This is a genomic window from Hydrogenophaga sp. UC242_50 (genome assembly GCF_042697355.1).
GTDB lineage: Bacteria > Pseudomonadota > Gammaproteobacteria > Burkholderiales > Burkholderiaceae_C > Hydrogenophaga.
Map to the genome: position 1 here is coordinate 3,795,538 of NZ_CP170553.1, position 23,709 is coordinate 3,819,246.

The 23,709-nt window shown below is 66.8% G+C and carries 19 protein-coding genes and 3 pseudogenes; 2 read left to right on the forward strand and 20 right to left on the reverse strand.

What is annotated here, in order from left to right:
* Positions 1–16: 16 nt before the first annotated feature.
* The 17 genes and pseudogenes from carA to rpsB all read right to left on the reverse strand — a co-directional run bounded on the left by carA (position 17) and on the right by rpsB (position 16,543).
* On the reverse strand, positions 17–1,183 hold the full coding sequence (carA, locus tag ACFJGX_RS19235) for a glutamine-hydrolyzing carbamoyl-phosphate synthase small subunit (protein ID WP_382324401.1): 1,167 nt from the start codon (positions 1,181–1,183) through the stop codon (positions 17–19).
* 197 nt (positions 1,184–1,380) lie between these two features.
* A complete protein-coding gene (locus ACFJGX_RS19240) occupies positions 1,381–2,157 on the reverse strand; it encodes a TrmH family RNA methyltransferase (protein ID WP_382324399.1) in 777 nt (258 codons plus the stop codon).
* Positions 2,154–2,801: a ribonuclease HII gene (gene rnhB / locus ACFJGX_RS19245; protein WP_382158471.1), complete on the reverse strand. Its 648-nt coding sequence runs from the start codon at positions 2,799–2,801 to the stop codon at positions 2,154–2,156. The genes ACFJGX_RS19240 and rnhB overlap by 4 nt, the downstream gene beginning before the upstream one ends.
* On the reverse strand, positions 2,773–3,918 hold the full coding sequence (gene lpxB, locus ACFJGX_RS19250) for a lipid-A-disaccharide synthase (RefSeq protein WP_382324397.1): 1,146 nt from the start codon (positions 3,916–3,918) through the stop codon (positions 2,773–2,775). The genes rnhB and lpxB overlap by 29 nt, the downstream gene beginning before the upstream one ends.
* A gap of 7 nt (positions 3,919–3,925) precedes the next feature.
* Positions 3,926–4,720: an acyl-ACP--UDP-N-acetylglucosamine O-acyltransferase gene (gene lpxA, locus ACFJGX_RS19255; RefSeq protein WP_382324395.1), complete on the reverse strand. Its 795-nt coding sequence runs from the start codon at positions 4,718–4,720 to the stop codon at positions 3,926–3,928.
* Positions 4,721–4,739: 19 nt separating this feature from the next.
* Positions 4,740–5,180 carry a 3-hydroxyacyl-ACP dehydratase FabZ gene (fabZ, locus tag ACFJGX_RS19260; RefSeq protein ID WP_291121647.1) on the reverse strand — a complete coding sequence of 147 codons (441 nt, stop codon included), beginning with the start codon at positions 5,178–5,180 and terminating at the stop codon, positions 4,740–4,742.
* Positions 5,177–6,229 (reverse strand): UDP-3-O-(3-hydroxymyristoyl)glucosamine N-acyltransferase, encoded by a 1,053-nt coding sequence (gene lpxD / locus ACFJGX_RS19265; RefSeq protein ID WP_382326811.1) that lies wholly within the window; start codon positions 6,227–6,229, stop codon positions 5,177–5,179. The genes fabZ and lpxD overlap by 4 nt, the downstream gene beginning before the upstream one ends.
* Before the next feature lie 19 nt (positions 6,230–6,248).
* Positions 6,249–6,767 (reverse strand): OmpH family outer membrane protein, encoded by a 519-nt coding sequence (locus ACFJGX_RS19270; protein ID WP_382158478.1) that lies wholly within the window; start codon positions 6,765–6,767, stop codon positions 6,249–6,251.
* Positions 6,767–9,091 carry an outer membrane protein assembly factor BamA gene (gene bamA / locus ACFJGX_RS19275; protein WP_382324393.1) on the reverse strand — a complete coding sequence of 775 codons (2,325 nt, stop codon included), beginning with the start codon at positions 9,089–9,091 and terminating at the stop codon, positions 6,767–6,769. The genes ACFJGX_RS19270 and bamA overlap by 1 nt, the downstream gene beginning before the upstream one ends.
* A gap of 13 nt (positions 9,092–9,104) precedes the next feature.
* A pseudogene (rseP, locus tag ACFJGX_RS19280) lies at positions 9,105–10,468 on the reverse strand (RIP metalloprotease RseP).
* Positions 10,469–10,517: 49 nt separating this feature from the next.
* Positions 10,518–11,704, reverse strand: a pseudogene (gene ispC / locus ACFJGX_RS19285) (1-deoxy-D-xylulose-5-phosphate reductoisomerase).
* A gap of 5 nt (positions 11,705–11,709) precedes the next feature.
* Positions 11,710–12,531 (reverse strand): phosphatidate cytidylyltransferase, encoded by an 822-nt coding sequence (locus tag ACFJGX_RS19290; RefSeq protein WP_382324389.1) that lies wholly within the window; start codon positions 12,529–12,531, stop codon positions 11,710–11,712.
* Positions 12,524–13,292 (reverse strand): annotated as a pseudogene (gene uppS, locus ACFJGX_RS19295) (polyprenyl diphosphate synthase). The gene ACFJGX_RS19290 and the pseudogene uppS overlap by 8 nt, the downstream one beginning before the upstream one ends.
* Positions 13,293–13,317: 25 nt before the next feature.
* Positions 13,318–13,878 (reverse strand): ribosome recycling factor, encoded by a 561-nt coding sequence (frr, locus tag ACFJGX_RS19300; RefSeq protein WP_382158489.1) that lies wholly within the window; start codon positions 13,876–13,878, stop codon positions 13,318–13,320.
* Positions 13,879–13,921: 43 nt separating this feature from the next.
* Positions 13,922–14,632: a UMP kinase gene (gene pyrH / locus ACFJGX_RS19305; protein WP_291121862.1), complete on the reverse strand. Its 711-nt coding sequence runs from the start codon at positions 14,630–14,632 to the stop codon at positions 13,922–13,924.
* A gap of 147 nt (positions 14,633–14,779) precedes the next feature.
* Positions 14,780–15,673, reverse strand: a complete 894-nt coding sequence (gene tsf / locus ACFJGX_RS19310) for a translation elongation factor Ts (protein ID WP_291121863.1) — start codon at positions 15,671–15,673, stop codon at positions 14,780–14,782.
* 114 nt (positions 15,674–15,787) lie between these two features.
* Positions 15,788–16,543 (reverse strand): 30S ribosomal protein S2, encoded by a 756-nt coding sequence (gene rpsB / locus ACFJGX_RS19315; RefSeq protein ID WP_291121864.1) that lies wholly within the window; start codon positions 16,541–16,543, stop codon positions 15,788–15,790.
* 370 nt (positions 16,544–16,913) lie between these two features.
* Here rpsB and ACFJGX_RS19320 point away from each other — a divergent pair, with 370 nt between their 5' ends.
* Positions 16,914–18,167, forward strand: a complete 1,254-nt coding sequence (locus tag ACFJGX_RS19320) for an FAD-dependent oxidoreductase (protein ID WP_382326813.1) — start codon at positions 16,914–16,916, stop codon at positions 18,165–18,167.
* A 106-nt stretch (positions 18,168–18,273) separates the two neighbouring features.
* Positions 18,274–19,824 (forward strand): NAD(P)H-hydrate dehydratase, encoded by a 1,551-nt coding sequence (locus ACFJGX_RS19325; protein ID WP_382328747.1) that lies wholly within the window; start codon positions 18,274–18,276, stop codon positions 19,822–19,824.
* Between the two features lie 8 nt (positions 19,825–19,832).
* On the opposite strand, the gene ACFJGX_RS19330 is transcribed toward ACFJGX_RS19325, so the two are convergent.
* The 3 genes from ACFJGX_RS19330 to rnr are packed head-to-tail and all read right to left on the reverse strand — an operon-like array spanning position 19,833 to position 23,667.
* The gene (locus tag ACFJGX_RS19330; protein ID WP_382324381.1) at positions 19,833–20,384 is read right to left on the reverse strand and encodes a YggT family protein; all 552 of its coding nucleotides are present in this window, start codon (positions 20,382–20,384) and stop codon (positions 19,833–19,835) included.
* Between the two features lie 41 nt (positions 20,385–20,425).
* Entirely contained in the window at positions 20,426–21,361 is a 936-nt protein-coding gene (locus ACFJGX_RS19335; protein ID WP_291121867.1) for a type 1 glutamine amidotransferase, read from the reverse strand.
* A gap of 23 nt (positions 21,362–21,384) precedes the next feature.
* Positions 21,385–23,667 (reverse strand): ribonuclease R, encoded by a 2,283-nt coding sequence (gene rnr / locus ACFJGX_RS19340; RefSeq protein WP_382324378.1) that lies wholly within the window; start codon positions 23,665–23,667, stop codon positions 21,385–21,387.
* Between the last annotated feature and the right edge of the window lie 42 nt (positions 23,668–23,709).

Sequence of the window (23,709 nt, forward strand, 5' to 3'; positions counted from 1 at the left end):
GGGGATGTGCGCCGGCTCAGGCGGTGGCGGGCACGCGGGCCTGCATCAGGTCGATGAAACGGTCGAACAGGTAACCGATGTCGTGCGGGCCGGGCGATGCCTCGGGGTGGCCCTGAAAGCAGAAGGCCGGCTGGTCGGTGCGTGCCAGGCCTTGCAGCGTGCCGTCGAACAGGCTCACGTGCGTGGCGCGCAGCGTGGCGGGCAAGGTCTTTTCGTCGACCGCGAAGCCGTGGTTCTGGCTGGTGATGCTCACGCGGCCGTTGTCGAGGTCCTTCACCGGGTGGTTGGCACCGTGGTGGCCGAACTTCATCTTGAAGGTCTTGGCCCCACTGGCCAGCGCCAGGATCTGGTGGCCCAGGCAGATGCCGAAGGTCGGCACGCCCGCTTCGATGATCTCGCGCGTGGCGGCGACGGCGTAGTCGCAAGGCTCCGGGTCGCCAGGGCCGTTGGACAGGAACACGCCGTTGGGCTTGAGCTTGAACACGTCGGAGGCTGGCGTCTGCGCCGGCACCACGGTGATCTTGCAGCCCCGCTCGCTGAGCATGCGCAGGATGTTGTACTTCACGCCGAAGTCGTAGGCCACCACGTGGAAGCGCGGCGCGATCTGCTCGCCATAGCCGAAGCCGAGTTGCCACTCGGTCTGCGTCCAGGCGTAAGGCGCCGTGGCCGAGACCACCTTGGCAAGGTCGGTGCCGGCCATGTTCGGCGCAGCCTTGGCCGCAGCCAGGGCCTGGGCGCGGTGCGCCTCGGTGATGGCTTCGCCGGCCGGCAGGGCCAGGATGCAGCCGTTCTGCGCGCCATGCGTGCGCAGGCGGCGCGTGAGCGCCCGGGTGTCGAGGTCGGCGATGGCCACGGTGCCTTCGCGCTGAAGGTACTGCGAGAGCGTTTCGTTGCTGCGGAAGTTGGAGGCCAGCAGAGGCAGGTCTTTGATGATCAGGCCAGCGGCGTGGACGCGGCTGGCTTCCACGTCTTCGGCATTGACGCCGGTATTGCCAATGTGCGGATACGTCAGCGTGACGATCTGCTGGCAGTAGCTGGGATCGGTGAGGATTTCCTGGTAGCCGGTGAGCGAGGTGTTGAACACCACCTCGCCCGTGGTCTGACCGGTGGCGCCAATGGAAACGCCTGTAAAGACCGTGCCGTCGGCGAGCGCGAGAAGGGCTTTCGGGTGGACGGGAAGCACGGAATTCTCCAGAGTGGGGCGGCAACGTCTTCGCGCCGGCGGCAGGTGCCGCGCAGGCCTCGCACCCGCCTCGCGCCGGCCGGAGCCGGGGCAGAAACGGAGCAAAAACCTGGGGTGGTGAGCCGGGGCGCGCAGGGTTGCGCTGATTGCGGGTAAACCGTGGAATTATAGCCCGGGTCGGTCAATCGACCGACGGGTCACGAAGCCAATCCGGCTGCGCTGGCGTGCAGGCAAATGGCGGCGGCGGCGGCCACGTTGAGCGACTCTTCTCCGCCGGGCTGGGCAATGCGCACGAAAGCCCCGGCACGGGCCATCAGGGCCTCGCCCACGCCCTGCCCTTCGTGACCCAGGACCCAGGCGCAGGGCCACGGCAGCCGGGCCTGATGCAGCCAGTCGCCCTGGTGGGAACTGGTCACCAGCATCGGCACGTCCAGCGCCGCGAGATCGTCCGCTGCCAGGCCTTCGATCAAGCGCAGCCCGAAATGCGCCCCCATGCCGGCACGCACCACTTTGGGCGACCACAGCGCGGCAGTGCCCTTGAGGGCCAGCACCTGACCAAAACCGAAAGCCGAGGCGCTGCGCAGGATGGAGCCCACATTGCCCGCGTCCTGCAGGCGGTCCAGCACCACGGTGGCCGTGCCGCCCTGCACCGCCAAGCCGGGCGGCAAGGACCAGACAAAGCCCACGCCGGCGGGCGACTCCAGCCCGCTGATGCCTGCCATCAGGGCGTCGGGCAGGGTGACCACGTGATCGGTGGCATCGCGCAGGTCGTGCGGGGCCTGCGGCCAGAAGGATTCGGTGAACACCGCGGTGAGCGGACGCTGCCCGCGCGCCAGCAAGGCCCGGCAAAGGTGATCCCCCTCCAGCCAGACCTGGCCTTGCTTTCGGTAGGCGGTGCCATCCTGCACCAGCAGGCGCAGGCGTTTGAGCAGAGGGTTGTCGCGCGAAGTGATGGCCAGGGGCGATGCCGTCATGGCTCACCGCCCTCGTCCGCTGCGGGCACCACCAAGGCACGCGCGACCGGCGCGAACGAGCGCCGATGCACAGCCAGGGCGCCATGCACCCGCAAGGCCTGCATGTGTTGCGCCGTTCCGTAGCCCTTGTGCTGGTCGAATCCGTACTCGGGGTGCTGCAGGTGCAGCTCGCACAACAGGCGGTCACGCGTGACCTTGGCCAGGATGGACGCGGCCGAAATCGACGGCACCAGCGCATCGCCCGACACGATGGCCTCGGCCAGCACGTCCAGTGTCGGCAGCCGGTTGCCGTCCACCAGCACCTTGGCCGGCTTCAGGCGCAGGCCCATGACCGCCCGGCGCATGGCCAGCATGGTGGCCTGGAGAATGTTGAGCTGGTCGATCTCCTCCACCGAGGCCTGCGCCACACTGCAGCACAGCGCCTTGGCGCGGATTTCGTCATACAGTTTTTCGCGGCGCAATGCGGTCAGTTGCTTGGAGTCCGCCAGACCCTTGATGGGCGAGCGGTCGTCCAGGATCACGGCGGCGGCCACCACCGGCCCGGCCAGGGGGCCGCGCCCGGCCTCGTCCACGCCCGCGAGCAGTCCGGGCACGTCCCAGATCAGCGGGGCCTGTTCAGCCTTCAAGAACTTGTTCGATCGCATCGGTGGCCAGTTGGGCGGTGTCTCGTCTCAGTGTGTGGTGCAGGTCGGTGAATCGCTGCTGGAGTGATGCGATTTTCGCAGGTGCGTCGAGCCAGTCCAGCACCGCCCGCGACAGCGCCTGGGGTGTGGCCGCGTCCTGCAGCAGCTCGGGCACCACGAATTCGCCACACAGGATGTTGGGCAGGCCCACCCAGGGCTGCAGCTGCTTGCGCCGCATGATCTGCCACGAGAGCCAGTTCATGTTGTAGGCGATCACCATGGGCCGCTTGAACAGCGCGGCCTCCAGCGTGGCGGTGCCGCTGGCGATCAGCGTCACATCGCAGGCGGCCAGCGCGGTGTGCGACTGACCTGGGATCACCGTCAACGCGCCATCCAGCCCGGCGGCACGGGCCGCGGCCTCGATGCGCTCGCGCAGCGCTGGCACCGCCGGCACCACGAATCGAATCCCCGGGCGCTCGCGCCGAAGCCGCACGGCCGCTTCAAAAAAACGGGCGACCAGGTACTGCACCTCCGACGCGCGACTGCCCGGCAGGATGGCGACCACCGCGTCCTCCTCGCGCAGGCCCAACTGGGCGCGCGCTGCCGCGCGGTCTGGCTCCATGGGGATCACATTCGCCAGCGGATGGCCGACGTAGGTCGCCGCAATGCCATGCCGCGCCAGCAGCTCGGGCTCGAACGGAAAAATACAGAGCACGTGGTCGGCGCTGCGCCGGATCTTGTCGACCCGGTCCGCGCGCCAGGCCCAGATGGACGGGCAGACGAAGTGCACGGTGCGAATGCCCCCCGACTTCAGGTTGGCTTCCAGATCCAGATTGAAATCGGGTGCGTCCACGCCGATGAACACATCGGGGCGCGTCGATGTCAGCAAGCGCTGCTGCAACTCGGCACGGATGCCCACGATCTCGCGGTAATGGCGCAGCACCTCGACATACCCACGCACCGCGAGCTTCTCGCTGGGCCACCAGGGGTCGAAGCCCTGCGCCACCATCTGCGGGCCACCGATGCCGAACGAGTGAAGATCGGGCCAGCGCTGCCGGACACCACCCAGCAACAGACCGGCGAGCAGGTCGCCCGACGTCTCACCCGCCACGAGGGCAAAACGCTTGGACGGATTCATCAAGGCCTCAGCGGACGATGCCGCGCTGGGGCGACACCTGCCCGAGGAAGTCCAGCATCATCGCCACATCGGGCGCCGCCTCGGGCGTCTTGTCGGTCAGCCCGTGAATGCGCGCCACGGCCTCTTCCAGCTTGAGATCGTCCCGGTACAACGCCTTGTGCATGGCCTTCACGGCCGAAATGCGCTCGGGCGAAAAGCCCCGGCGGCGCAGGCCTTCGAAATTCATCGAACGCGCCTGGGCGGGCTGGCCCTGGCACATCACAAACGGGGGCAAGTCGGCAAACAGCAGCGAGCACATGGCGGTCATGGCATGCGCACCGATGCGCACGAACTGATGCGCCACGGTGAAACCGCCGAGGATCACCCAGTCATCCACCACCACGTGGCCGGCGAGCTGCGAGTTGTTGGCAAAGATGGTGTGATTGCCTACCACGCAGTCGTGCGCCAAATGCACATAGGCCATGATCCAGTTGTCGTTGCCGACCTGGGTCACCGCACGGTCGCCCGGCGAGCCGATGTTGAAGGTGCAGAACTCGCGGATCGTGTTGCGGTCACCGATGACCAGTTCGCAGGGCTCGCCCGCGTACTTCTTGTCCTGTGGAATCGCCCCCAGCGAGTTGAACTGGAAGATGCGGTTGTCGCGGCCGATGGTGGTGTGACCTTCGATCACGCAGTGGGCGCCGACCGTGGTGCCGGCACCGATCTTCACGTGTGGCCCGATCACGGTGTACGGCCCCACGCTCACCGAGCTGTCGAGTTCGGCGGCAGGGTCGACCAGCGCAGTGGGATGAATCAGAGACACGAGGCGCGCTCTCCCACGTTCAGGCGATGGTGCGCATGGTGCACATCAGTTCGGCTTCACACGCAATCTGATCGCCCACGCGCGTCACACCCTTGAACTTGAAGATGCCGGCCTTGGCGCGCTCCAGGGTCACGTCCATGATGAGCTGGTCGCCGGGTTCAACGGGGCGCTTGAAACGCGCGCCATCGATGCCCGCAAAGTAGTACACCGTCTTGTCGTCGGGCGTGACGCCCATGGTGTCGAAGGACAGCAGCGCCGCGGCCTGGGCCATGGCTTCGAGCATCAGCACCCCCGGCATGACCGGGCGATGCGGAAAGTGGCCCACGAAAAACGGCTCGTTGATGGTCACGTTCTTCAGTGCCTTGATGCTCTTGCCCTTGTCCAGCTCCAGCACGCGATCCACCAGCAAAATGGGGTATCGGTGCGGCAACTGCTTGAGAATCTGGTGGATGTCCATCATGGCTTTGAATTGTTTTGAAGGGCTTGTTCGATCGCCTGCTCCGCGGCCTTGAGGCGCTCGCGCAGGCGGTTGAGCTGCTTGAGGGAGGCAGCGTTCTTTTCCCAGCTGGCATTGTCGTCGATGGGGAACATGCCGGTGTAATGTCCTGGCTTGAGCAGGGAGCGCGTGACCACCGAGGCCGCCGAGACGTGCACACCATCAGCCAGCCGGAGGTGCCCCAGCACCACCGCGCCCCCGCCAATGGTGCAATGCGCTCCGATGGTCGCACTGCCCGCCACGCCGACACAACCGGCCATGGCGGTGTGCGCTCCCACATGCACGTTGTGGCCGATCTGGATCAGGTTGTCCAGCTTCACGCCGTCCTCGATCACGGTATCGTCCAGCGCGCCACGGTCGATGCAGGTGTTCGCACCGATCTCCACGTCGTTGCCGATGCGCACCGCACCCAGTTGCTCGATCTTGATCCATTCGCCCTGATGAGGCGCGAAACCGAAACCATCGGCCCCGATCACCGCACCGGAATGCACCACACCACGCGCGCCGATGGTGCACCGCTCACCCAGGGTGACCCGCGGATGCAACCAGGTGCCTTCGCCCACGCGTGCGCCGTCACCCAGCACGGCATGGGCGCCCACCCGGACACCGCGCGACAAATGAACATCGCGCCCCACGACTGCAAACGGCCCCACGCTCACCCCCTCGTCCACACGGGCCGAAGGATGGATGCTGGCCAGTGGATCAATGCCCTGCGCAGGCGCAGCATCGTGCTGCTGCTTCCACCACTGGGTCAGCCTGGCGAAATAGAGGTAGGGGTCGTCCGTGACGATGCAGGCGCCACGGGCCATGGCCTGGTCCTGCAAGGCCGGAGGAACGATCAGCACCTCGGCCGCCGTGCTGGCAATCTGGCCTGCGTAGCGTGCCTGTGCCACGAAGGCCAGCTCGCCCGGGCCGGCCGTGGCGACGGGGGCCAGGCGGTGAATCAGCAGGTCGGGTGAGCCGTGCCGCGCGCCGCCCAGGGCTTCAACGATGTCGCCCAGTGGCCTCGACACGGGTCGCCCTGGCGTGAACTTACTTGCCGCCGTTCAAGCCGCTCAGCACCTTGTCGGTGATGTCGTGCTTGGGGTTGATGTAGACGGCTTCCTGGATCACCAGGTCGTATTTCTCGGCCTCGGCCACCTGCTTGATCACGCGGTTGGCGCGTTCGAGCACGCTTTGCAGCTCCTCGTTCTTGCGCAGGTTGAGGTCTTCCTGGAACTCGCGCTGCTTGCGCTGGAAGTCGCGGTCCTGCTCGACGAGCTGGCGCTGGCGCGCCGCGCGCTGGGCATCCGGCAACGTGGGGGACTCACGTTCGAATTTCTCCGAAGCGGTCTTGAGCTGGGCTGCCAGACCCTGGACTTCCTTCTCGCGCCGCGAGAACTCCTGCTCCAGCTTGGTCTGTGCCGCCTTGGCCAGGTTGGCCTCGCGGAAGATGCGGTCGGTGTTCACGAAGCCGATGCGGAAGTCCTGCGCCGTGGCGGCAAAGGCCAGCAGGCCCAGCCCAGCGGCCAGCAGGAGGCGTCGGTTGAAAAGTCGGGAGAAAGTCTTCATCAAAAGGAGGTTCCGATCTGAAACTGGAATTTCTGGATTCTATCGCCAGGGAATTTCCGGATGGGGTTGGCGATGGCGAAGCGCAAGGGGCCGACGGGCGAGATCCAGCTCAGGCCCACACCCACGGAAGCGCGCAAATCGGTGGCATTTGCTCGGGTGTCATTTTCGCCGTACACGTTGCCGACGTCGATGAACCCGAACATGCGCAGGGTACGGTCATTGCCCGCGCCTGGGAAAGGCGTGATGAACTCGGCGCTGAAAGCCATGCTGCGATTGCCACCGATGTTGACCAGCTCGCCGGCCTGAACGCCCGACATGATGGGCGAGGTCGGACCCAGGGTGCCTTGGTCGAAGCCGCGCACCGAACCCAGGCCCCCCCCGTAGAAGTTCTTGAACAGCGGGAACGGACGGCCGCCCAGGCCCTTGCCATAGCCCAACTCACCGTTGAACGCGAGGGTGTACTGCTTGGTCAGCGGAATGTACTGCTGGATCTGGTAGTTGGCCTTGAGGTAGCGGGTGTCGCCGCCCACCCCGATCTCGGTGTTGAAGCGCTGCAACCGGCCCTGGGTCGGCACCAGCGCGCTGTCGCGACCGTCCCGTGACCAACCGATGGTCAGGGGCACCGAGGAGCTGGTTTCCCCGAACGTGTTCGAGTACTGCTGGTAGGCCTGTGGCAGACCCGTACCGGGTTCGATCTTGGTCTGCTCGATGCCAATGCCGAAGAACACCGTGTCCTGCTCGGTGAAGGGCACGCCGAACTTCACGCTCACACCCGGCGTGATGAGGCGGTAGTCACCACCCTGCTCGGTGTACGGCTGGGTCGTGCGGTAGTAGACGTCGAAGCTGCGCGACACGCCGTCCGGCGTGAAATACGGGTCCACCGTGCTGATCACGACCTGGCGGTTGTAGTCGCTGGTGTTGACGTCCACCCCCAGGTAGTTGCCCGAGCCGAACACGTTTTCCTGGCGGATGCCGGCAATGATCGAGAGCTTGTCGGCCTGTGAGTAGCCCGCACCCAGCGTCAGGTTGCCGGTGGGTTTTTCGGCCACGGTGATGGTCATGTCCACCTGGTCGGGCGTGCCCGGCACCGGCTGGGTATCGACCTCCACGGACGTGAAGAAGCCCAACCGGTCGACCCGGTCGCGCGACAGGCGGATGCGATCGCTGTCGTACCAAGCCGATTCCAGCTGGCGGAACTCGCGACGGATGACTTCGTCGCGGGTGCGGTTGTTGCCTTCGACGTTGATGCGGCGCACGTACACGCGGCGTGCGGGCTGCGCCCGCAGCACGAAGGCCACCTGTTTGTTCACCCGATCGATGTCGCGGCTGGCCTCGACCTGGGCGAAGGCATAACCGAAGGCGCCGAAGTAGTCGGTGAAGGCCTTCACCGTGCTGGTTTCGTCTTCCGCGTTGTAGGCCTCGCCAGCGCGCAGCGTCACGAGCGACTTGAACTCCTCTTCCCGCCCCAGGTACTCGCCCTCGAGCGCCACCGACTTGACCACGTAGCGGTCGCCTTCGGTGATGTTCAGGGTGATGGACATGCTCTCCTTGTCCGGCGCGATCGCGACCTGGGTGGAGTCGATGCGGAATTCGAGGTAGCCGCGCGTGAGGTAGTAGGAACGCAGGGTTTCGATGTCGGCGTTGAGCTTGGCACGCGAATAGCGGTCGGACTTGGTGTACCAGCTCAGCCAGCCACCGGTGTCGAGGTCGAACAGGTTGCGCAGCGTCGACTCCGAGAACGCGCGGTTGCCGACGATGCGAATCTCCCGGATCTTGGCGACGTCGCCTTCGACCACGCTGAAATTGAGGTTGACGCGGTTGCGCTCGCTCGGGGTCACGGTGGTGACGATCTGCGCGGCGTACATGCTGCGGTTGATGTACTGGCGCTTGAGCTCCTGCTCGGCGCGATCCGCCAGCGCCTTGTCGAACGGCCGGCCATCGGTCAGGCCGATGTCTCGCAGGGCCTTCTTCAGCACGGTGTCGTCAAACTCCTTGATGCCAGAGAAGCTGATGTCCGCGACCGTCGGCCGCTCTTCGACGATCACCACCAGCACGTCGCCATTGACCTGCAGGCGCACGTCGCTGAACAGGCCCAGGCCGAACAGCGAACGGATGGCGGTCGAACCCCTGTCGTCGTTGTACTGGTCACCGATGCGGAACGGCAAGGAAGCGAACACCGTACCGGGCTCGACACGCTGCAGGCCTTCGACACGGATGTCGCGCAAGGTGAAGGGGTCGACAGCCCAGGCAGGCAGGGCCGCAAGAAGGGTCGTCGCGAGCGCCGAAAGGGTCAGGCCGCGAAGTCCGAAGGATTTTATTTTCATGGAAAAGAAGCGTTCAGCCAGCCAGGCGGGCCACATCATTGAACAAGGCGACGGACATGAGCGCCATGAGAACCACGACACCCCCTCGCTGCAGGCGCTCCATCCAGACATCAGACACGCTGCGCCCAGTGACACCCTCCCAAAGATAATACATCAGGTGCCCCCCATCGAGGACCGGCAGCGGCAGCAGGTTGAGCACGCCCAGACTCACGCTGATCAGAGCGAGAAACAGCAGGTAAGAGGTGATACCGAGGCTGGCCGATTTGCCGGCGTAGTCGGCAATCGTGAGCGGGCCGCTGAGGTTCTTCACAGACGCTTCGCCGATGAGCATCCGCCCCATCATCTTGAGCGTCAGCCAGGACACCTCCCAGGTCCGGACAACCCCGTTGACCAGGCCATCGACCGCGCCGTGGCGCACGGTCGTCATCTCCGGCATGGCGCCGATGTACGCCCCGACACGCCCCACCCAGATGCCGGCCTGCTGCTCGGGCATGGGTTTGACCACCAGATGCACGACCTGCCCTGCGCGCAGCACCTCCCAGCGCTGCTCGACGGGCTGCCCGGCCGGGCCGACGGCTGCCCGGATCAGGGCCCGCAGGCTTTGCCCGTCACCCAGGGCCTGGTCGTTGACCTTGCGCACGGTGTCGCCTTCCCTCAGTCCGGCAGCGGCCGCCGCCCCACCCTCCATGACCTCGCCCACCACCGGCGCGCTCCACGGGCTGGTGATGCCGATGCGCTGGAACAGCGCAGCGTCGGCTTCCCGCACGTCCAGCTCGCTCAAGGGAAGCGTCACGGGGCGCGTCGCATCGCCTTCGCGCGACGACACCCACAGGGTCAAGTCCTCGCTCGACAGAGCGGCCTGCGTCAGGCGCCAGCGCAGGTCCTCGAAAGACGCCACCGCACTGGCTTCGGCGTCGGCCACGGCGGTCTGCGCCACCCACTCACCGCCGCGCAGGCCCGCACGCTCGGCGATCGAACCCGCCACCGGACTGGCCAGCACCGGCTTGGGCTCTTCCACACCGGTCCAGTTGACGACGGCATAAATCGCGATCGCCAGCAGCAGGTTCGCCGCAGGGCCGGCCGCGACGATGGCGGCACGCGAGCGCAGCGGCTGGGTGTTGAAGGCCAGATGGCGCTCGGCCGGGTCGACCGGTGCCTCGCGCTCATCGAGCATGCGCACATAGCCGCCCAGGGGCAACGCGCAGAGCACGAACTCGGTGGGACTGCCCTTTTGCGCCAGGTCAGCAGCGGTTTGCCAAAACCGACCGAAAAACGCAGCACCTTCACGCCGCAGGCCACGGCCACCCGATAGTGGCCGTACTCGTGCACGGCGATCAGCAGACCGAGGGCCACGACGAAGGCAACGAGTGTGAGCATGGCGAATTCGGTTGAGAGGTGAACGGACGGGGTGGCGGCCGTCGGGCCGTCAAGCCGCCAACCGGTCGATCTGGACTTGCGCGATGGCGCGCGTTTCCGCGTCGATCGCCAGCAGGTCGTCCAGGCCCTGGGGCTTCGAGGGGGTCAGGGCCTGCAAAGTTGCATGGTTGACGACGTGGATCTGGTCGAACCGCAGCCGATGGTCCAGAAAGGCCGCCACGGCGACCTCGTTGGCGGCATTGAGCACCGCCGTCGTGCCCGCCGGGCCGCCCAGGGCATCCCAGGCGAGGCGCAGACCGGGAAAACGCCGGTCGTCCGGCTTTTCGAAACTCAGAGCCCCCAGTGAAGCGAAGTCCAGTGCGGCCGCACCCGAGACGATGCGCTCCGGCCAGGACAGGCCATAGGCGATGGGCCCCCCGCATGTCGGGGGTACCCAGCTGGGCCACCACGGATCTGTCGGCGTACTGCACCATCGAATGGATCACGCTTTGCGGATGGATCACCACTTCGATCCGCGAAGCGGGCAATCCAAACAGATAGCAGGCCTCGATGACTTCCAGCGCCTTGTTCATCATGGTCGCCGAGTCGACCGAGATCTTGCGGCCCATCACCCAATTGGGATGCGCACAGGCCTGCTCCGGCGTCACCTCGTGCAAGGTCTGCGGATCGCGCGTGCGGAAAGGACCACCGGAAGCCGTGAGCACGATCTTGTCGACCCGGCGCGACCAGGTCGTGGGGTCTTCGGGCAGCGACTGAAAGACCGCCGAATGTTCGCTGTCGATGGGCAGCAGCGTCGCACCGCCTTCGCGCACCGCCCGCATGAACAGCTCGCCGCCGACCACCAGCGCCTCCTTGTTCGCCAGCAGCAGCTTCTTGCCCGCCTGCGCGGCCGCCAAGCTGGGCGAAAGACCGGCGGCTCCGACGATGGCGGCCATCACGGCATCCACCTCCGGATCGCGGCTGACGTCGCACAAGGCCTGCGCGCCCGACAGCACCTCGACCGACAGGCCGAGCTCGCGCACGCGGCCGGCCAGTTGCTGCGCATGCGCCGGGCTGGCCGATGACGGCGTAGCGGGGAGCAAAGCGCTGGCATTGCGCCAGGATGGCCTCCACCTGCGTGGCGGCAGTCAGCGCAAACACGGTGTAGCGCTCAGGGTGGCGGGCGATCACGTCCAGCGTGCTGACCCCGATCGAGCCTGTGGAGCCCAGAATGGTGATGGCTTGGGGGCGGGTCATGGCAATCAGACGGTGATGAGCATCATGGCCAGCGGCAACACGGGCAGCAAGGCGTCGACGCGATCGAGCACGCCGCCATGGCCGGGGAGCAGCTGGCTGGAATCCTTGGCTCCGGCACTGCGCTTGACCAGCGACTCCACCAGATCACCGACCACGCTCATGGTGACGAGAAACACCAGCGACAGCACCGCCAGCGCCGGCCCCAGAGCCCAGAGCCGCGCATACAGGCTGGTGCCTTGCGCATCGGCCCAGAGCCAGCAGGCCGCCAACACAAAGACCCCCAGCAATCCACTGATGGCGCCCTCCCAGCTCTTGCCCGGGCTGATGGTGGGAGCGAGCTTGCGCCGCCCCAGGGCCTTGCCACCAAAATAGGCGGCGATGTCGGCCGTCCAGACCAGCAGCAGCACGGAGAGCAGAAAGCCCAGACCTTCCAGGCGCGCGTGCACCATGGCCAGCCAGGCACAGGCGATGAGTGCCAGCCCCACCCAGAGGCGCAGGCCGACCGGCCATGCGCTCCAGCCTTTCACGCCACGGCCCAGCATCACGACAGCGAGCAACACCCAGGCGGCCCCCACGGCCAGCCAGAGCGGGCGCAGCGACAGGTTCAGGCCACCGGCCCACCAGACCACCGCCATCAGGACACCCAGACCCAGACCCAGACCCAGCGAGAGCGAAGAGCCGCAGCCATTGAGGCGAGCCCATTCCCAGCCGCCCGCCACGATCAGCAGCAGGGTCAGGGCGGCAAAAGGCTCGATCGAGGGGTTAAACAGCGCGGGCAGCAGAACGGCCAGCAACAGCACAGCCGTGATGATGCGCTGCTTAAGCATGTCGCTGGCCCACCGCGACCACCTCGGGCTCGACCTCGGCCCGTTGCTCGGCGGTCTGGCCGAAGCGGCGCTCGCGCCGGGCGAATTCGGCCAATGCGCGGTCCAGTTCGGCCGCATCGAAATCGGGCCAGAGGCAGTCGGTGAACAGCAGCTCCGTGTAGGCCGACTGCCAGAGAAGGAAGTTGCTGATGCGCAGCTCACCACCGGTGCGGATCAACAGATCCGGGTCGTCCACGTGGGCCAGCGCCATCGCACCTGACAAGCTTTGCTCGGTGATCTCCACGCCTTGCTGGGCGAGGCGCCGGGCGGCCTGGGCGATGTCCCAGCGCCCGCCATAGTTGAAGCACACGTTCAAGACCAGGGTGTGGTTGTGCGCGGTCTCGCGCTCGGCCGCCTCCAGGCCTTGCACCACCCGCGTCGACAGGCCTTCCCGGTTGCCTGGGAAATGCAGTTGCACGCCACTCTTTTTCAGGCTGGGAACCTCGCGCGACAACGCCATGGCGAGCAAATCCATGAGGCCCGAGACCTCTTCCACCGGGCGGTTCCAGTTTTCGGACGAGAACGCGAAGACGGAGAGCACGGGGCACGCCTCGCTCGATGCACGCCTTGACCACCCCGCGCAGCGCGTCCACGCCCTGCTTGTGCCCGGCCGCGCGCGGCAGCCAGCGCTTCTGCGCCCAGCGGCCATTGCCGTCCATGACGATGGCCACATCGCCAGGCAGTTTCGCCGGCACGGAGGGGTGAGTTGCAGCAGATGCCATGGCCAGGGTCGATGGAAGGGGCGGATCAGACCGCCATGATGTCCTGCTCTTTGGAGGCCACCAGCCGGTCCACCTCGGCAATCATGCGGTCGGTGAGCTTCTGGATGTCTTCCTGCGAGCGGCGGTCGTCGTCTTCGGACGCCAGCTTTTCCTTGACCAGCTTCTTCACCGATTCGTTGGCGTCGCGCCGGAGGTTGCGCACCGCGATCTTGGCGGCTTCGCCCTCACCCCGGACCACCTTGGTGAGCTCCTTGCGGCGCTCCTCGGTCATGGGAGGCATGGGAACGCGGATCAGGTCGCCCTGGCTGGAAGGATTCAGGCCCAGATCCGACTCGCGAATGGCCTTCTCGATCTTGGCGCCCATGCCTTTTTCCCACGGCGACACGCCGATGGTGCGCGCGTCGAGCAACGTCAGGTTGGCGACCTGGGACAGCGGCAGCATGGAGCCGTAATACTCCACGTGCACGGTGTCCAGCAGGGCGGGGTTGGGCCGGCCGGTGCGGACCTTGGTCAAACTGTTCTTGAGCGCTTCCACCGATTGAAGCATCTTGTGCTCAGCGGTTTTGCGGATGTCGTCGGTGCTCATGAAAACTCCTCAATGCAGCAGAAAATGGAATGCCGTGTGGGCATCAGACGTGAACCAGCGTGCCCTCATCGCCTCCCAGCACCACCTTGCGCAGCGCGCCGGGCTTGAAGATCGAGAACACCTTCACGGGCAGTTTCTGGTCGCGGCACAGGGCAAAGGCGGTGGCGTCCATCACCTGCAGGTTCTTGCTCATGGCCTCGTCGAAGGAAATGGTGGTGTAGCGCGTGGCGCTGGGGTCCTTGTTCGGATCGGCGGTATAGACGCCATCGACCTTGGTGGCCTTGAGCACGATCTCGGCACCGATCTCGGCTCCGCGCAGCGCCGCGGCGGTGTCGGTGGTGAAGAAGGGGTTGCCGGTGCCGGCGGCGAAGACCACGACCTTGCCCTCTTCGAGGTATTGCAAGGCCTTGGGGCGAACGTAGGGCTCGACCACCTGCTCGATGGCAATGGCCGACATCACGCGGGCAACCAGGCCGGCCTTGTCCATGGTGTCGGCGAGAGCCAGCGAATTCATCACGGTCGCAAGCATGCCCATGTAATCGGCGGTGGCGCGGTCCATGCCGACCGAGCCCCCGGCAACGCCGCGGAAGATGTTGCCGCCACCGATGACGATCGCCACCTGGACGCCCAGGCGGGTGACTTCGGCGATTTCTTCCACCATGCGCACGATGGTGGCTCGGTTGATGCCGAAAGCGTCATCGCCCATGAGGGCCTCTCCCGACAGTTTCAACAGAATCCGTTTGTAGGCTGGCATGAGGCAACTTTCAGGAAATCGATAAACAAAGATTCAACCGGCAAGTGTAGCGAGGAGCCCGCATTCACCTGCCGCTTCGGGGCGTAAATAAGCCCCATACGGCACAACGGGCCTTGCGGCCCGTTGTCTCGTCCAGTCTCGGCAGGATCAGGCGCCCTTGGCGGCAGCCACTTGCGCGGCCACTTCCGCCGCGAAGTCGTCGACCTTCTTCTCGATGCCTTCGCCCACCACGAACAGGGTGAAGCCCTTCACGTTGGTGCCAGCGGCCTTGAGCATCGCGCCCACGGTCTGCTTGCCATCGGCGGCCTTCACGAAAACCTGGTCGAACAGCGACACTTCCTTGAGGTACTTCTGCACCGAGCCTTCCACCATCTTGGCGACGATGTCGGCAGGCTTGCCCGATTCGGCGGCCTTGGCGGCGGCCACCGAGCGCTCGCGCTCGATCAGCTCCGCAGGCACGTCGGCCGAGGTCAGCGACACCGGCTTCATCGCGGCCACGTGCATGGCGACGTCCTTGGCCGCCACGGCATCGCCTTCGAACTCCACCACCACGCCGATGCGGGTGCCGTGCAGGTAACCAGCGAGCTGGCCGCCGTTGGCCCAGTGCTTGAAGCGGCGGAACGACATGTTTTCGCCGATCTTGCCGATCAGGCCCTTGCGCACGTCTTCCAGCGTGGGGCCGAAGCCGTCCTGGCTGTAGGGCAGCGCGCCCAGGGCTTCCAGGTCGGCGGGGTTGTGTGCCGCCACCAGCTGGGCGGCCGCGTTGGCCAGCGCCAGGAAGCTGTCGTTCTTGGTGACGAAGTCGGTTTCGCAGTTGACTTCGATCAGCGCGCCGGTGGTGCCGTTGATGGAACTGGCCACGACGCCTTCGGCGGTGACGCGGCTGGCGGCCTTGCCGGCCTTGGTGCCGAGCTTGACGCGCAGCAGCTCTTCCGCCTTGGCCATGTCGCCGTCGGCTTCGGTCAGGGCTTTCTTGCACTCCATCATGGGTGCGTCGGTCTTGGCGCGCAGTTCGGCGACCATGCTTGCGGTAATTGCCATTTCAGTTTCTCCGTTCGCCGTTGTGCCCCGGCGGGCAGAACGGTCTGTTTCAATGATCGGGTGGCCTTATGAAAAAGGGGCTACAGGAGCCCCTCTTTCATGCAAGAGTCAGGCTCAGGCGGAAGCGTCTTCCTTGACTTCCACGAATTCGTCAGCGCCTTCGGCGGCCACGGCCTTGACGACATCGTTCACCGCGTTGCTGCGGCCTTCGATGATGGCGTCGGCGATGCCACGGGCGTACAGGGCCACGGCACGGGCCGAGTCGTCGTTGCCGGGGATGACGTAGTCAATGCCCACGGGCGAGTGGTTGGTGTCGACCACGCCCACCAGCGGGATGCCCAGCTTCTGGGCTTCGAGCACGGCGATCTTGTGGAAGCCCACGTCGATGACGAAGATGGCATCGGGCAGCGCATTCATGTCCTGAATGCCGCCGATGTCCTTCTCGAGCTTTTCCATTTCGCGAGCAAACATCAGCTGCTCTTTCTTGGTCATGCTGTCCAGACCGGCTTCCTTCTGGGCTTGCATGTCCTTCAGGCGCTTGATGGAGGTCTTGACCGTCTTGAAGTTGGTCAGCATGCCGCCCAGCCAGCGCTGGTCCACGAAAGGCACGCCGGCGCGGCGGGCTTCCTGGGCCACGATGTCGCGCGACTGGCGCTTGGTGCCCACCATCAGGATGGTGCCGCGGTTGGCGGAGAGCTGGCGCACGAACTTGGCGGCCTCTTCGAACAGGGGCAGCGTCTTTTCGAGGTTGACGATGTGGATTTTGTTGCGATGGCCGAAGATGTACGGTGCCATCTTGGGGTTCCAGAAGCGGGTCTGGTGTCCAAAGTGGACACCGGCTTCCAGCATTTCGCGCATGGAGATAGACATGAGTTAACTTTCCAGAGGTTGAGTCTAAAATCCAGCCCCGATCACCTGTGCATTGAACGGACCGCTGACGGTCCTGGTGCTTCAGGCAACACCCGGTTGGGCTGGTTTGCGATTTCGCCCTGCAAAGGCGGCAAGAACGGTGTTCGAGCCAGCCATCTGCAAAGCCCGTCGATTATAGCAGCCCGACCGATCCCGTCCTACTTTCGCTCTCTGGACCGCGCTCCGAATGGAATCGCGGCCGGGGTGTTTCTGCGCCACAACCCATGCCCGATGTCCCGTTGACCGTCGATTGCCCACCCCCTTCCCACCCAGGGGCGCCCTCTGCACCCGTCGGGGGCGCATCTTGAGGGTCGCGGTGGTGGGCGCGGGTGTGATCGGCACCACAACCGCGTTCGAACTGACGCGCGACGGCCATGAAGTCACGGTGTTCGAGCGCCGCAGCACCGTGGCCGAAGAAGCCAGCTTTGCCAGCGGCGCGCTCGTCGCCGCAGGTTGGACGGCCGCCTGGAACCGGCCGGAACGTAGCCTGCGCATGCCCTGGGCCTCGCGCCCGGGAGGACTGAAGCTGGCCCGGTTGCCACGCGGCGGAGAGTGGCGCTGGATCTGGCGCTGGCTGCAGGCGGGCCAAGGCCCACGCCAGGCCGAACACCACCGGCAGATGCACCAATGGGTGCAGTACAGCCAGCAGCGCCTGCTGGAAATCACCGAGGAACGGGACCTCGACCATGACCGCAGCCAGGGCATGCTGGTGCTCTGGCGCCATCCGCGGGAGGCGGAGCAAGCCCAGCCCGCCTTGCAACAGATGAAGGACCTCGGGATCGCCTGCCGTGAACTCTCGGCCGATCAGGCCCGCGCGCTCGAACCCGCCCTGAATCCTGAAACGCCGTTGCACGGTGCGGTCGAACTGGGCGGGGAAGCCGCGGCCAATTGCCGGGAATTCGCGCTGTCGATCCGCGTCGAGGCCCAGCAACTCGGTTGCCGCTTCGTGTTCAGCACGTCGGTGGACGCCATCGAAACCCTGGGCCCCACGGGTGGTGTGAACCTGCGGCTCTCGAGCGCGGGCACCCCGGATGCCAACGACGTGCAACGCTTCGACGCGGTGGTGGTGTGCGCGGGGGTGCACAGCGCGCGCCTGCTGCACCCACTCGGGCTGCGCCTGCCTTTGCAGCCCGTCTACAGCCACTCGCTCAGTGCTGCGGTGCGTGAGCCGCTGGACGCCCCGCAGTCGGCGGTGCTGGACGCCGGCCATGGCATCTCGATCGCCCGGCTGGGCCAGCGCATTCGCGTGGCCGGCGGCAGTGAGTTCGGCGCCACGCCCGGCCAGCCCTCCAAAGCCACGCTGAAACGGCTTTACGGCGTGCTGGCGGACTGGTTCCCCGGTGCTGTGCGTCTGGGTGGCCCCCGGGGCAGCGTGCAGGAATGGCAAGGCGCCCAGGCCACACTGCCCGATGGCCCTCCAGTGCTGGGTGCCACGCGCCAACCCGGCGTGTGGCTGAACCTGGGCCACGGCGGCGCCGGCTGGGCCATGGCCTGCGGCACCGCCCGGGCGCTGGCCGATCAGCTGTCAGGGCGTTCTGCCGAGATCGACATCACCGGCAGCTCGCCCCAGCGCTTCGGTCTCTGAAACCATCCGCGGGCGGTCAGCGCCTGCGCGCAAACATGTTGAAATGCGCCCATTCCTTGAGAGGAGCGAGACCTTGGACACGCGCAGCTTCAACACAGGCACCCGCCTGCACCCGGTGTCCGGCACCGGCCGCGCTGCCTTGTACGGCAGCGCCGCCACGCGGCAGATCGAGCAGCAGGCCGCTTCCACCCTCCCCCACCACACCTTGATGTCGCGCGCCGGCCTGGCGGTGGCGCGGCTCGCACGCGCGCTGCAACCGCACGCGCGGTGCATCTGGGTCGCCTGCGGGCCCGGCAACAACGGGGGCGACGGCCTGGTCGCGGCCACCCACCTGCACCAGTGGGCGCAGGAACGGGGTGGCTTTCCCGAAGTGGTCGTGACACATGCGGTGCGGGATGAGACCCGGATGCCGGCCGACGCCCGTCAGGCCCTGCAGGCCGCGCGCGCCGCCGGCGTGCCGTTCAGCGACGGGCCGCCGACGCGCTTCGATCTCGCCATCGATGCCCTGTTCGGCATCGGCCCGCAAAGGGCGTTGGAGGGAGCTCTCGCCCCATGGCTGGACCTGCTTCGCTCCTGCGCCCAGCCCGTGCTCTGCGTCGATGTCCCCAGTGGGCTGGACGCCGACACAGGCGTCCTGGCGGCCCTGAACGCCCCGTCCCTGGCACCGCCGGGGCCGCGCCACACGCTGTCGCTGCTCACCCTGAAACCCGGTTTGTTCACCGGCACCGGACGCGATGCCGCCGGCAGCGTCTGGTTCGACGACCTGGAGGTCCCGCCAGCGACCGCCGTGCCTGTGACCGCCTGGCTGGCCGGGCAGCCCCAGACCACGGGCACACGGCCGCATGCCAGTCACAAGGGCAGCTTCGGCGACGTGCTGGTGCTCGGTGGCCAAGGCATCGCCGTGCAGGGCGCGGGCATGACCGGTGCCGCCGTGCTCGCCGCTCGGGCCGCGCTGCACGCCGGCGCGGGCCGCGTGTTCGTCGGTCTGCTCGAAGGTGATGCAAGCAGCCCGACGCCTTGGGACCCCGGCTGCCCCGAACTCATGTTCCGCCGTCCGCAGCGGCTACTGGAGCCCGGCGTCCTCGAAACCGCGAGTGTCGTCTGCGGTTGCGGCGGCGGTGCCTCGGTGGCTGCTCTGCTGCCGCGCGTGCTCTCGGGCGCCCGAACGCTGGTGCTCGACGCCGACGCGCTCAATGCCATCGCCACCGACACCGCGCTGCAAACCCTGCTCGGCCGCCGCCACGGCCGGGGCAGGACAACGGTGCTCACCCCGCATCCCCTGGAAGCCGCGCGCCTGCTGGGCACCACGACCCCCGAGGTCATGGCCCATCGATTGAAGGCTGCACAGGCGCTGGCCGATCGCTTCGGCGCGTTGTGCGTGCTCAAGGGCTCGGGCTCGGTGTTGGCCTCGCCCGGCGAAGTGCCGCTCATCAACGCCAGCGGAAACGCCGCCCTGGCCACCGCCGGCACGGGCGATGTGCTCGCCGGCATGATCGGCAGCGCGATCGCGCCAGCCGGGCTTTCGGGCGAAGGGGTGCGGGACAGGGTCGCTGCGGCCGTGCATCAGCACGGCTGGCTGGCCGACCGCTGGGACGATGGCGCTGCCCCTGGGCTCACGGCCGGGCGCCTGGCGGCGCGGGTGCGGCCACCGGGCTGAAAGCCCGATCAGCCCAGCAGCATCAGGCCGACCTGCAGCAGGATGATCACCACCAGCACCGACAGGTCCACCCCGCCGATCAAGGGCACGACCCGGCGCACCGGGCGCAGGATGGGCGCGCACAGGCGGTCGAGCGTGCCCATCACCGGCGATTGCGGCTGCACCCACGACAGGATGGCGTAGCCGATCAGCAGGATCATCAAGCCCTGCAGCAAGGTGCGCACCAGCAGGCGCACCGCCATGGTGAAGACGATCGTCACCACTCCGGCGGCCGAGCCGGGGGCCGCAGACACGCTCGCCGCCAGCAACCACCACAAGACGCCGAACGCCAACGAAAGCAGCACGGCCGCACCCAGGCTGCCCCAGTCGATGCGGCTCTGTGCCAGCGAGCGTGGCAGCACCCGGCGAAGGGGTGCCACCAGCCAATCGGTCACCGCGATCGCGAAGCGCCCCGGCTGGCCCGACATGTTGATGCGCAGGTGGTTCATCCACGCCCTCAACAGCGCCGCCGCCACGAGGAAGAAGAAGAAGGTTTCGAGCAGGAAGAAAACAATGCGCATGGCGTGAGAGCAGCGGAAGACGGAGGGGACAGAGTGTAGGCTCAGGCGCCCAATCGCAAGGGCGCCCGCGGCGTGCGCGGATCGGGTTCGTGCCCGCTGGCCAGCCGCTCCAACGCGGCGGCCCGCGAGGCCTCCAGAAAGTCCAACATGATGGGCGAGCTGTCGGCCAGCGCATCGCGCCCATGGTGGAACTCGGGATGCCATTGCACGCCGCGCGCATAGGTCCCGCCGGTCCAGCGAATGGCCTCGACCATGCCGTCCAGCGTGGACACGGCCTCCACCACCACGCCCTTGCCCAGTTCCGCCACCGCCTGGTGATGGATGCTGGTCACTCGCAGCTGCGAGGCATTCGGATACAGCTTGGTCAGTGCCGTGCCCTGGAGAAAGGTCACGTCGTGCTCCAGTTGGTCGTACAGATCGGTGTCGACGTGGGCATGGGCCGCCGGGCATTGCGTCGGGATGTCCTGGTACAGCGTCCCGCCGAAGGCCACGTTGAGCAGTTGCGCGCCCCGGCAAACCCCCAGCACCGGCTTCTTCTGAGCGAGAAAGGTGCGCAGCAAGGCCAGCTCATAGCGGTCGCGCACCACGTCGCCCTGCCAGCGTGGGTCCATCGGGGTCTGCCCGTAACTCTGGGGCGCCACGTCGGCGCCACCCTGCAGCACCAGGGCATCCAGCTCCTGCACCACCTGCTCCACCTTGAGATGGCGCGCCGCGTGTTTGCTGTCGTGCGCCACGGCCGGCACCATGAAGGCCACCGCCCCGTGCTCCATGATCCAGTGGGCCAGCGACTGTTCGATGTACTGCAGGATCTTGTTTCGAAACCCCAGTTCCTGCGGCGCCTGGTGCAGCAGGCGCGCCGAGACGCCGATGCGCAAGGCCCGGTCGGTGGGCACGGCCGCAGGCTCGCGCCGGCGCACCACGGTGGCCTTGGCTGGCTTGGCCGCGGGGCTTTTGGTCAGGGCGGCGGAGTTGGGCATGGCGAAGTCGGGTAACGACCGGTTCAGCGCCGGCTCTTGCGAGACTGGCTCGCGGTGCTGCGGGCACCGCCCCGCTCGCCCTTCTTGCCCGCCGCCTTGCGCACGGCGGCCTTGACGTCCATGGCGGGCGCCTGGCGCCCCTGCGGCGCGCCCTCGCTCCGGTTGCGGCGCGACTTGCCCCCCCGGGCAGGCTGCGCCTGATGGTCGGGAGAGGAAGGCAAACCGGTCTTGTCGCGCATGGCCCGCAACACGAGGTCGTCTTCACCGCTGACCAGCCGGAAGTCGATGCGTCGGCCATCCAGGTCCACCCGGCTCACCTGCACCTGCACCCGGGTGCCCAATGCATAGCGAATGCCGGTGCGCTCGCCACGCAGCTCCTGGCGCGCCTCGTCGAACCGGAAGTACTCCCCGCCGAGTTCGGTGATGTGCACCAGCCCCTCGACGTACATCGCATCGAGCGTGACAAAGAGGCCGAAGCTCGTGACCGCGGTCACCACACCGCTGAACTCTTCGCCCAGGTGTTCGCGCATGTACTTGCACTTGAGCCAGGCCTCCACATCGCGGCTGGCCTCGTCGGCGCGGCGCTCGTTGGCGCTGCAGTGCAAGCCTGCGGCTTGCCAGGCCAGCGTGTCGGCCGACGGTTTCTTCACCACCTCGCCCGCCACCGGCGGCTTCACACGGCTCGCCAGCCGCTTGCTCAACTTGGCGTGCGCCTCGCCCGGCGTGGGCAGGTTCGGCAGCTCATAGCGCTTGCGCGCCAAGATGGCCTTGATCACGCGGTGCACCAGCAGGTCGGGGTAGCGCCGGATCGGGCTCGTGAAGTGCGTATAGGCCTCGAACGCCAGACCAAAGTGCCCGCTGTTGATGGGCGTGTAGATCGCCTGCTGCATGGAGCGCAGCAGCATGGTGTGGATCTGCTGGGCCTCGGGGCGGTCCTTGGTGGCGTTGGCGATCGCCTGGAAATCGCCCGGTTTGGGGTTGTCGCCGATCGTCTGCGACACACCCATGGCCTTGAGGTAGTTGCGCAGGATTTCCTGCTTCTCCGGCGTGGGGCCTTCGTGCACGCGGAACAGACCGGTGTGCTTGCCCTCCTGGATGAAATCGGCCGAGCACACGTTGGCCGCGAGCATGGCTTCCTCGATCAGCTTGTGCGCGTCGTTGCGCGTGCGCGGCACGATCTTCTCGATGCGGCCCGACTCGTCGCAGACGATCTGCGTCTCGGTGGTTTCGAAATCCACCGCACCGCGCTCGCCGCGCGCCATCAGCAGGGCGCGGTACACATCGTGCAGATTGAGCAGGTAAGGCACCAGCGCCTTGCGTTGCGCGGCCTCCGGCCCCCGGGTGTTCTGCAGGATCGCGGCCACCTCGGTGTAGGTGAAGCGCGCGTGGCTGAACATCACCGCCGGGTAGAACTGGTAGGCGTGCACCTCGCCCTTGGCATTGACCAGCATGTCGCACACCATGCACAGGCGTTCGACACCGGGGTTCAGCGAGCACAGGCCGTTGGAGAGCTTCTCCGGCAGCATGGGAATCACGCGGCGCGGGAAATAGACCGAGGTGGCGCGGTCATACGCATCGACGTCGATCGGTGAACCGGTCTCCACGTAGTGGCTCACGTCGGCAATCGCCACCAGCAGGCGCCAGCCCTTGCCCTTGCCGACCTTCGCCGGCTCGCAATACACGGCGTCGTCGAAGTCGCGCGCGTCTTCGCCGTCGATCGTCACCAGCGGCACGTCGCGCAGGTCGACGCGGTGCTTGTGGTCGGCGGCGCGCACGTGGTCCGGCAGCGCGCGCGCCTGGGCGAGTGCGGCATCGGAAAACTCGTGCGGCACGCCGTACTTGCGCACCGCGATCTCGATCTCCATGCCGGGGTCGTCGATCTCACCCAGCACCTCCTTCACGCGCCCCACCGGTTGACCGTACAGCGCCGGCGGCTCCGTCAGTTGCACCACCACCACCTGGCCGGGCTTGGCCGATCCGGTGGCGCCCTTGGGGATCAGCACGTCCTGCCCGTAGCGCTTGTCCTCGGGGGCGACGAGCCACACACCGCTTTCCTGCAACAGGCGCCCGATGATGGGGGAGTCGGAGCGTTCGACGATTTCGGTCACGCGCCCTTCGGGGCGCCCCTTGCGGTCCAGCCGCACGATGCGGGCCTTGACCCGGTCCTTGTGCAACACCGCGCGCATCTCGTTGGAGGGCAGGTAAATGTCGGCCTGGCCATCGTCGCGGATCACAAAACCGTGTCCATCGCGATGTCCGGAAACGACACCTTCATATTCGGCCAACAGGCTGTTTTTTTCGTTCACTTTTTGGATCGCTTTTTTTCTCTGCTATACTTCTGGTTTTCC